The sequence below is a fragment of the Mycobacterium sp. genome (assembly GCF_035603715.1).
In the GTDB taxonomy this organism is placed as follows: Bacteria; Actinomycetota; Actinomycetes; order Mycobacteriales; family Mycobacteriaceae; genus Mycobacterium.
The window spans coordinates 1-5,968 of sequence record NZ_DATNJW010000414.1; the positions used below are offsets into that span (position 1 = coordinate 1).

The 5,968-nt window shown below is 66.1% G+C and carries 8 protein-coding genes; 3 read left to right on the top strand and 5 right to left on the bottom strand.

Going from position 1 to position 5,968, the window contains the following annotated elements; genetic code table 11:
• From VN856_RS17060 to VN856_RS17080, 5 genes are all read right to left on the bottom strand, one after another.
• Positions 1–209, bottom strand: a 209-nt coding sequence (locus tag VN856_RS17060; protein WP_325691077.1) for a MoxR family ATPase, incomplete at its 3' end; no start/stop codon positions are given.
• 31 nt (positions 210–240) lie between these two features.
• A complete protein-coding gene (locus VN856_RS17065; protein WP_325691079.1) occupies positions 241–723 on the bottom strand; it encodes a hypothetical protein in 483 nt (160 codons plus the stop codon).
• Positions 720–1,679, bottom strand: coding sequence for a DUF4129 domain-containing protein (locus tag VN856_RS17070; protein ID WP_325691081.1), 960 nt, complete (start codon positions 1,677–1,679; stop codon positions 720–722). Before VN856_RS17070 ends, VN856_RS17065 begins: the two co-directional genes overlap by 4 nt.
• 59 nt (positions 1,680–1,738) lie before the next feature.
• The gene (locus VN856_RS17075) at positions 1,739–2,197 is read right to left on the bottom strand and encodes an SRPBCC family protein (protein WP_325691083.1); all 459 of its coding nucleotides are present in this window, start codon (positions 2,195–2,197) and stop codon (positions 1,739–1,741) included.
• Between the two features lie 14 nt (positions 2,198–2,211).
• Positions 2,212–2,880, bottom strand: a complete 669-nt coding sequence (locus VN856_RS17080; RefSeq protein WP_325691085.1) for a pyridoxamine 5'-phosphate oxidase family protein — start codon at positions 2,878–2,880, stop codon at positions 2,212–2,214.
• Between the two features lie 38 nt (positions 2,881–2,918).
• On the opposite strand from VN856_RS17080, the gene VN856_RS17085 reads away from it, so the two are divergent.
• The 3 genes from VN856_RS17085 to VN856_RS17095 all read left to right on the top strand — a co-directional run.
• Entirely contained in the window at positions 2,919–4,235 is a 1,317-nt protein-coding gene (locus VN856_RS17085; RefSeq protein ID WP_325691087.1) for an aminotransferase class I/II-fold pyridoxal phosphate-dependent enzyme, read from the top strand.
• 57 nt (positions 4,236–4,292) lie between these two features.
• The gene (locus VN856_RS17090) at positions 4,293–4,982 is read left to right on the top strand and encodes a hypothetical protein (protein WP_325691089.1); all 690 of its coding nucleotides are present in this window, start codon (positions 4,293–4,295) and stop codon (positions 4,980–4,982) included.
• 102 nt (positions 4,983–5,084) lie between these two features.
• The coding region (locus VN856_RS17095) for a DUF222 domain-containing protein (protein ID WP_325691091.1) at positions 5,085–5,968 on the top strand (884 nt) is incomplete at its 3' end.

Consider the following 5,968-nt stretch of genomic DNA (forward strand, 5'->3'; position numbering starts at 1 on the left):
GTGAACTGCACCCGGGTGAAGTCCAGCCCGAGCGCCGCGGCGAAGGATCGGGCGATCAGGGTTTTACCCAGGCCGGGCAGATCTTCGATCAACACGTGCCCACCTGCGAGCACCGTCGTGAGAATGAGCGTGAGTGCCGAGCGCTTCCCCACCACGACGCGCTCGATCTCGTCGAGCACCGCTGCCGCGCGGGCCGTGGTTGCCGGCATGGCGGAGGTCATATCCGCCGCTTACCCGTTGTCATACCTGCTCCAACCGTTCCAGGATTTCCTCCAGCGTCGCGCGGCCCGGCCCGGGTTCACTCGCACCGGTATGCGCAACATTGTTCGGGTTCACCCACGCCCACAGCTCGGCGCCGAAAAGTGTTCGCCCCGTGGCATCGAACGCCGCCGGATCCTTGGCCTGCTTTTGTCCCGTCGCAATCGCGAACCGCCGCGCCAGCATTGGGCGCAAATGCCGGTCCCAATCGGCACGGGTTGATTCCGAGCGGTGAATCAGTGTCTGAGTCCGCGACAACCAACTACGCAGCGATTCCTCGAGAGCGTTCGGGATCGTCGACGGCGTCGGTTCGAAATCGCGCCCAAGGTACTGGCGCACGCTGATCAACGCGAAAAGCACTGCGGCACCTGCCGCCCAGAACACGAGGCGGTGATCGTGCAGCGACATCGCGGCCAGCTCCGCGCTCAGCACCAGCGATACTCCAAGTGCTATCAGCCTTTTCATACCGGACTCCGCATGTCGGCGAGAACCAGCTGTAAGACGCGAAGTGCTCTGTTCCGATGCTCCTCGGTCATCACGTGTGGGCTGAAGCGCGCCTCTTCGAACAGGTTCACCAGCTCAGTGGCATTGTCGACGTGTAGCGCGTGGTGTTCGACCGCCCTTGCCAAAACCTCTGTCGGAGTGTCGAAATCCTGCGGTGCCGCTCCGGGGAAATGCCGCAGTTCGCGTTCCATCGCCGCATAGCAGGCGATGATCGCCTGCCGCGGTTCGTGACTAGGGTCCTCTATCTCGGCCAAACCGCTTTCGGCGGCCCGCACCAGGGAGGATGCCGCGGCGGCAGAAATCGGTTCGCTGATCGGCGATGGCGCAGAGCTGCTCGGTTCGACGATCCGACGCCGGCGGGCCACAATCGCACCCGCGGCGATCATCGCCAGCAATGCCACCGTGCTGACGATCAGGTAGCGCAACACGTCACGATCCGTGTCGGCGACCTTCGAGCCGGGTGGGCGCGGCGCGTTGTTCGCCGGCGCGGCGGACTGAGGTGCGGACTGCGGCTGATCGATTCCATGCGGGCCGAGGAACTGGGACAGCAACCACACCAGAATCAGCCATGCCAGCAAAAGCGCCGCCCCGACCAACAGCACTCGCCAGGCCGGTCGGCCGTGACCGGCGGAGAACCGGTCCGACAGCGGACTGGCGCTCGACGCGAAGCGGCGCGGATCGCGCAATCGGGCGATCAGCGCGGCAGCCACGATCACCAACGAGACGGTGAGTAGGGCCGCAACATACAGCAGTGATGAACCACTGTGCGGTGGTTGTTGCTGGCCGGCATGCTCGACGCCGGGGAGATATCCGCGCAGAGACGCGGCGATAGCGATCAAGAGCGCGATCACGGCGACCACGCGGCCCGTCGCCTTATCCATCATTGGCACACCACTCAACCGGTTGCCTGCCGCCATTGCGGCCTTCTGGCCATCCTGGCACGTAAGCCGCCCGGACTGCCAGCGATCGGTGCAGTTCAGTGACGCTCGGCCAACTCAGCGAGCCGATCCAGGGAGGCCCGAAGCTTCTCGCTGGTCATAGCGCGGGCGACCGGGAGCCGCGTCCGATCGGACAATTGCGACCAATCGTAGGTGTGGGTAACCCGGGTGCGGCCGTCGCCCAACGGCTCAAGCTCCCAGCGCCACAGATGACCCGGCGACGGTTGGCCCACTTCGGATGGATTCCACGCGATGCTGCGGGCTTCGACGAAGTCGACGACGTGGTTCTCGCGGATGCTGTCACTGGTCAGCGCCATCCGGAATACCTCACCGACAGCCCGGATCCGTTGCCCAGGTTCAGCTTTGACGAGGTTGTCATTGCCGTCCCACAGCGGCTGCTGCGAGGGGTCGGCAATCAGCTCGAAGATCCGCTCTGCGCTTGCCGCGATCTCGCGGGTCGCGCTCACCACCATGGGGACGTCAACGGCATCGGCCATGGAGCAATTAAAGATCAACCCCGCCGATACGGCGCAAGGTAGGCCGGCAGTTGGATCGCCGGATCGAGGTCGTCGGCGGGGATCGGCGTTCCCGCCTGCAGGGTGAGCGGCACGACGCCCGCCCAGTGCGGCAACTCGGTGTCTTCCGGGTCGTCGACGGGCCCGCCGGTACGCACCTTGGCGGACACCTCGGCGAGATCGAGCGCCAGCACGGCGGTCGCGGCGAGCTCGCGGGCGTTGGGTGATCTGGTGTCGCTGGACCGCCCGGGCGCGACGTGATCGAGCAGCGCCGCGAACGCGCGCAATTTCTCCTCGGTGTCCTGCACCAGGCGCGCACTGCCGAGGGCGACCACCGACCGGAATTCCATGGAGTGGTGCATCGCTGACCGCGCGAACACCACGCCGTCGATAAGGGTGGCTGTGACGCAGACGGGCAAGCCATCCGACGAAGCTGCAGCGAGCATCGGGCCGCTGCCGGTGGATCCGTGCAGGTAGAGCGTCTCGCCCAGCCGCGCATGGGTGGTTGGCAACACCACCGGTCCATCGGTACCGACGAACCCGACGTGACAGATCAAGGCCTCGTCGAGAATGCCGTGAACAGTGGCGCGGTCGTAGCGGGCGCGCTCGCGATACCGGGTCGGAGTGGTCCGGCTAGTGGGTGCGTATGCCGATCCTGCAGACATGGTTGCCTCCGCTTTTGCACTAGTACATACTTGTTTCTGTGCCAGAACAATACCTGATCCGCGGTACCGGCGCCCAGTCGATCGCATCCGACGTCGAAGAGGCCATCTCCACCGGCGCCCTGGCGCCCGGCACCGAGCTTCCACCGATCCGGGAGCTGGCCGCTCAGCTCGGCATCAACGCGAATACCGCAGCCGCTGCCTACCGCCTACTACGCGAACGTGGCGCCGTCGAGACGGCGGGCCGGCGCGGCACCCGGGTGCGAGATCGGCCTGCGACCACACCACGCTCGCTGCGGGGCATCGCTGTTCCGCCGGGCACGCGCGACCTGTCCAGCGGCAACCCCGACCCGGCCCTGCTGCCCATCGCTCGGCTCAATTCGCGGCGAAACACACCGGTGCTGTACGGCGCCCCGGCCGTGTCGCCGGAGTTGGCGGAGTATGCCCAGTCGTCGCTGACCGCGGACGGCGTTCCGGCCGGGCACATCGCCGTGACCGCCGGAGCCCTCGACGGCATCGAGCGGGTGCTCACCGCCCAGCTGCGTCCAGGCGACCGCGTGGCGGTCGAAGATCCCGGTTGGGCCAACCTGCTGGATCTGCTTGCCGCGCTGGGCTTTCCGGCTGAGCCCATCAGAGTCGACGACGACGGGCCGCTGACCGCCGACGTCGCCCGCGCGCTGGGCCATGGGGTGCGGGCGATCGTGGTGACAACGCGTGCCCAGAACCCGACCGGTGCCGCCGTCTCCGCGGTGCGGGCAAAAGAGTTGCGCGCGTTACTAGTTGACCACGACGACGTATTGCTCGTCGAAGACGATCATTGCGCAGGCATCGCCGGCGCACCGTTGCACACCCTGGCCGGCGCCACCCGGCAGTGGGCGTTCGTGCGGTCGGCGGCCAAGGCATACGGGCCAGACCTGAGACTCGCACTGCTGGCCGGCGATCGACGCACGGTTGAGCGCGTTCACGGGCGGCTGCGATTGGGACCAGGCTGGATCAGCCACCTGCTGCAAGACGTCGCGGTCAACTTGTGGCGCGACAAGGCCACCACCCGCAGAGTGCAGGACGCCGAAATCGCCTACACCCGCAAGCGTGAGCTGCTGCACGCGGCGCTGGCCGATCGCGGTGTGGCATCTCGCGGTCGGTCCGGCCTCAACGTCTGGATTCCGGTGCCGGACGAAACGGTGGCGATCACCCGGCTATTGAGCGCGGGCTGGGCCGCGGCGCCGGGAACACGATTCCGGATCGCAACTCCGCCGGGGATACGGATCACCGTCTCCAGCATCGACATCGACGACATCGGCCCGCTGGCCGACGCGCTCGCCGAGGCGGTGCATGCGATCGGGCGCGCCAGCGTATGACTTATTGTGATGCAACCTCACCCAAAGGACGCGGATATGCGAGTGAGACTTCGACAGGTGGCTTTGGTAGCTGCGGATCTGGCGCCGGTGGAGGCCGCCATCGTCGATGAGCTTGGAGTAGAGCTGTGTTACCGAGACCCTGATGTCGGGTTGTTCGGTCTCACGAACGCGCTCTTCCCTATTGGCGACAAGGTGCTCGAGGTGGTGTCACCGATGCGGGAAGGTACAACCGCAGGCCGTCAGCTCGACAAGCGCAAGGGCGATGGCGGGTACATGGTTATTCTCCAGGTCGACGATCTCGATGAGATGAGGCGGCGTATTGAAACCCACAATGTACGAGTCGTTTTCACCGCGGCGCGGCCGGACATCACCGGCTTACATTTGCACCCGAAGGACGTCGGCGCTGCGATTTTGTCGGTCGACCAAAGCGACCAATGGGATGACTGGCCGTGGGCTGGACCCGACTGGCGCGACCACATCGCAACCCGGGTTGTCACCGACATTGTCGGCGTGGCAATGCAGTGCGAGCACCCGGCCAGTACGGCCGAGAGGTGGGCGGCGTTGATCGGGGGCGCGGTGACCGCAATCGGCGACGAGTACCACGTACACCTCGAGGAAGGTGTGCTGCGCTTCGTTCCACCCGGTGACGATCGCGGTGACGGGGTATGCGCGGTGGATCTACGTGCCGCGGATGCCGGTACCCGCAGTACGACGCTGTGTGGGGTAACCATCAACTTCGTCGCCTGAAGCGGCGTGACCTGTTATCCACAGTTGCGATTTCATCCACAGGTCGGGGTTGGCGCCATCTGCTGAGGTCAGGATTGTCGGGCTGGTTCGTAACTTGGAGATATGAACACAGCGATCAGCCGCGAGCGGATCAATGCCGCTCTCGATGCGATCGATGCGGCTCATGACGTCCTGCGCGCAACATCTTCGGATCTGGTAGGCAACAGGTTTCGCGTCGAAGTCGCGGAACGGCTGGAGACACAGGAGCGCGCCAACCGCGGTTTCATGTACCGCATCTTTGCGGAGATCGCCGACCCTCCTGACGAAGCCGGGTCCATGGCGCAGATGCGATCGGTGCTGTGGGAGCGACTGCGGATTACGCCGAACGAAATCAGCCGACGCTTCAAGCTCGCCGTGCGGATCCGGCCGCGCCGGTCGTTGACCGGACCGTCGCTGCCACCCGAATTACCGCACTTGGCAGCGGCCGTCGAGGCCGGCGCTGTCGGCGAGGACCACATCCGACCGATATGCCGAGCGATCGACCTGCTACCCGGGTGTGTCTCCCCCACCGACGCGACTGCCGCCGAACGCACGCTGGTCGAGCATGCGACCAAAGTCGATGCCGGAATCGTCGTGAAGTTGGGCCAACGCATCGCCGACTACCTCAATCCCGACGGCCTGTTCAGCGATGAGGACCGGGCCCGTCGGCGCGGGCTGCACCTCGGCCAGCAAGGGCCCGACGGCATGTCGCGGCTGTCCGGATTACTCGACCCGGAGGCCCGCGCGTACTTCGAAGCCATCGAGGCCGCGGTGCGGCCGGGCCGTCACCAGCCTGACGAAGGTCCCGAGGCACGCGATGACCGCAGCCCCGCTCAACGCTGCCACGATGCGTTGAAACTCGGCCTGCAGACCGCCATCGCATCCGGCGGCCTCGGTGTGCATCGGGGGCATCCGGTGACCGTGGTCGTCACCACGACACTGGCCGAACTCGACCAGGCGGCCAAAGC